This window comes from Streptomyces sp. NPDC055078, assembly GCF_053607985.1.
On sequence record NZ_JBSGUP010000786.1, the window covers coordinates 1 to 3,448 of the forward strand.

Sequence of the window (3,448 nt, forward strand, 5' to 3'; positions counted from 1 at the left end):
GATCGGACCATGGGACGCGGCACGTTTCGGATCTACCTCGGTGCGGCACCGGGCGTCGGAAAGACATACGCGATGCTCGCGGAAGCGCACCGGCGCGTCGAACGCGGCACCGACTGCGTGGTCGCCTTTGTCGAACACCACAACCGGCCCCGCACCGAGGTGATGCTGCACGGCCTGGAACAGATCCCGCGCTGTGAGATCGAGTACCGCGAGGCCACCTTCACCGAGATGGACGTGGACGCCGTACTGGAGCGCAGGCCCGCCGTCGCCCTCGTGGACGAACTGGCCCACACCAACATCCCGGGCTCCCGGAACGCCAAACGCTGGCAGGACATCGAGGAACTCCTCGACGCCGGTATCGATGTCGTCTCCAATGTGAACATCCAGCACCTGGAGTCGCTGGGCGACGTCGTCGCGACCATCACCGGCGTCCGCCAGCGGGAGACCGTCCCCGACGAGGTGGTCCGCCGGGCCGACCAGATCGAACTGGTCGACATGTCCCCGCACGCGCTGCGCCGCCGGATGGCACACGGCAACATCTACCGGCCGGACAAGATCGACGCCGCCCTGTCCAACTACTTCCGGCCCGGCAATCTGACCGCGCTGCGCGAACTGGCGCTGCTCTGGGTGGCGGACCGGGTCGACGAGTACCTGCGCGAGTACCGGGGCGAGCACAACATCCGCACCACCTGGCAGGCCCGCGAACGTATCGTCGTCGGCCTCACCGGCGGACCCGAGGGCCGCGCGCTCATCCGGCGGGCCGCCCGGCTGGCCGAGAAGGGCGCGGGCGGCGAGGTCCTGGCCGTCTACATCACCCGCAGCGACGGCCTCACCTCCGCCTCGCCCCAGGAGCTGACCGTCCAGCGGACCCTGGTCGAGGATCTCGGCGGCACCTTCCACCATGTCATCGGTGATGACGTCCCGGCCGCGCTGCTGGACTTCGCACGCGGGGTCAACGCCACCCAGATAGTCCTCGGCGTCAGCCGCCGCCGCACCTGGCAGTACATCTTCGGGCCCGGCGTCAGCGCCACCGTCGCCCGCGAGTCGGGTCCGGACCTCGATGTCCACATCGTGACCCACGACGAGGCGGCCAGGGGGCGCGGCCTGCCCGTGGCACGCGGCGCGCGCCTCGGCCGCTCCCGGATCATCTGGGGCTGGCTGGTCGGCGTGGTGGGTCCGGTGCTGCTCTCGCTGCTGCTCGACGGCCCGGTACCCGATGCCGGGCTCGCCAACGACGTACTGCTCTTCCTTACGCTGACGGTGGCCGCGGCGCTGATCGGCGGACTGGCCCCCGCCCTGACCTCCGCGGTGCTCGGCTCACTGCTGCTGAACTACTACTTCACCCCGCCGCTGCACCGGCTGACCATCGACGGCCCCGAGAACATAGTCGCCCTGGTTATCTTCGTAGGGGTCGCCGTCTCGGTCGCGTCCGTGGTCGACCTGGCCGCCCGGCGCACCCATCAGGCGGCCCGGCTGCGCGCCGAGTCCGAGATCCTCTCCTTTCTGGCCGGCACCGTGCTGCGCGGTGAGACGAGCCTGGAAGCCCTCCTGGAACGGGTGCGGGAGACCTTCGGCATGGAGTCCGTGGCGCTGCTGGAGCGCGAGAGCGATGTCGTGCCGTGGACCTGCACCAGCAGCGTCGGGGACGCGCCTCCGCTGGCCCGCCCCGAGGACGCGGACGTGGACATGCCGGTCGGTGACCGGATGGCCCTCGCCCTCTCCGGCCGCGTCCTGCCCGCCGAGGACCGCCGGGTGCTCTCCGCCTTCGCCACTCAGGCGGCCGTCGTCATCGACCGCCGGCGCCTGGTCGGCGAGGCCGGACGCGCCCGCGAACTCGGCGAGGCGAACCGTATCCGTACGGCGCTGCTCGCCGCGGTCAGCCACGATCTGCGGACGCCCCTGGCGGGTATCAAGGCCGCGGTGACCTCGCTGCGTTCCGACGACATCGAGTGGTCCGAGCAGGACCGGGCCGAGCTGCTGGCCGGCATCGAGGCGGGAGCGGACCGTCTCGACAATCTGATCGGCAACCTCCTCGACATGTCCCGGCTGCAGACCGGTGCCATCACCCCGCTCATCCGCGAGATCGACCTCGACGAGGTCGTGCCGATGGCCCTGGGCGGTGTACCGGAGGGGAGTGTGGTCCTCGACATCCCGGAGAACCTCCCCATGGTCTGTGTCGACCCCGGTCTGCTGGAGCGCACCGTCGCCAACGTCGTGGAGAACGCCGTCAAGTACAGCCCCGAGGGCGAGCCCGTGCTCGTGTCGGCCAGCACGATCGCCGACCGTGTCGAAGTGCGCGTCGTGGACCGCGGCCCCGGCGTCCCGGACGACGCCAAGGAACGCATCTTCGCCCCCTTCCAGCGGTATGGAGACACTCCGCGCAGAGTGGGGGTCGGTCTGGGGCTCGCGGTCGCCCGGGGATTCGCCGAGGCCATCGGGGCCACCCTCAACGCCGAGGACACGCCAGGCGGCGGCTTCACCATGGTGCTGACCCTGCGCCCGGCGGCCAGACAGCCACCGGTCGACAGCGATCTGCCCGCCACCACCGTGACCTGACGGACCGGTATCACCAACGGCCGCTCACGCCCCGCCCCGCCCCACCGCTCCCGGCCGCTCACGCCCCGCCCGCCCGCTCATGCCCGCTCACGCCCGGCCCGCCCCCTCACACCGAGAACCACGACTCGATCCCCAGCGGTGTCACCAGCTTCCCCGGAAGCTCCGCGTCCAGGGCCTCCAGGGTCCACCGGTCCTCCCGTACGAGGTCATGGACGACGGGAGGCAGGGCGGAGACGATCAGCCGGGCGCCGACGAGCTGGAACACCTGCCGGCCGGCGGGGCAGCCGTCGGCGGCCAGCCAGGCGATCAGCGGGGAGACATGGGCGGGATCGAGCGGATCGAAGCCGGTGCCGGGCGGTGCCATCGCCTCCGCGCCGCCGTCGACCGTGGCCGCGATACGGGTCCGGCCGCCCGGGGACACGGTGTTGGAGCGGACGCCGTACTTCTCGCCCTCGATCGCCGTCACCTGGGACAGCGCGAGCACCCCGAGCTTGGCGGTCGCGTAGTTGGCCTGCCCGAAGTTGCCGATCAGACCCGCCAGAGAACTGGTCATCACGACGGACCGGTCCGCCCGCTCGCCGGCCTTGGCGCGCTCCCGCCAGTACGCCATCGCGTGGCGGGTGGGCGCCGCGTGCCCCTTCAGATGGACCCGGACGACCGCGTCCCACTCGTCCTCCGACATATTGGCGAGCGCCCGGTCCCTGACGATCCCGGCGTTGTTGACCAGGACATGGAGGTCGCCGAAGGTGTCGACCGCGAGCGCGATCAGCTCCTCGGCGCCCCGCCAGTCGCAGATGTCGTGACCGCTGGCCACCGCGTCGCCCCCGGCGGCGCGGATCTCCTCCACCACCGCGTGGGCGACGCCTCGGTCGTGGCCGCCGCCGTACACATC

The 3,448-nt window shown here is 71.5% G+C and carries 2 protein-coding genes; one reads left to right on the forward strand and one right to left on the reverse strand.

What is annotated here, in order from left to right; genetic code table 11:
• Nucleotides 1-9: 9 nt before the first annotated feature.
• On the forward strand, nucleotides 10-2,556 hold the full coding sequence (locus ACWF94_RS36645) for a DUF4118 domain-containing protein (protein WP_453498932.1): 2,547 nt from the start codon (nucleotides 10-12) through the stop codon (nucleotides 2,554-2,556).
• Between the two features lie 106 nt (nucleotides 2,557-2,662).
• On the opposite strand, the gene ACWF94_RS36650 is transcribed toward ACWF94_RS36645, so the two are convergent.
• Nucleotides 2,663-3,448, reverse strand: a 786-nt coding sequence (locus tag ACWF94_RS36650; protein WP_453498930.1) for an SDR family NAD(P)-dependent oxidoreductase, incomplete at its 5' end; no start/stop codon positions are given.

Coding starts and splice junctions, on each gene's coding strand:
- ACWF94_RS36645 (WP_453498932.1), top strand. CDS start 10: ATGGGACGCGGCACGTTTCGGATCTACCTCGGTGCGGCACCGGGCGTC.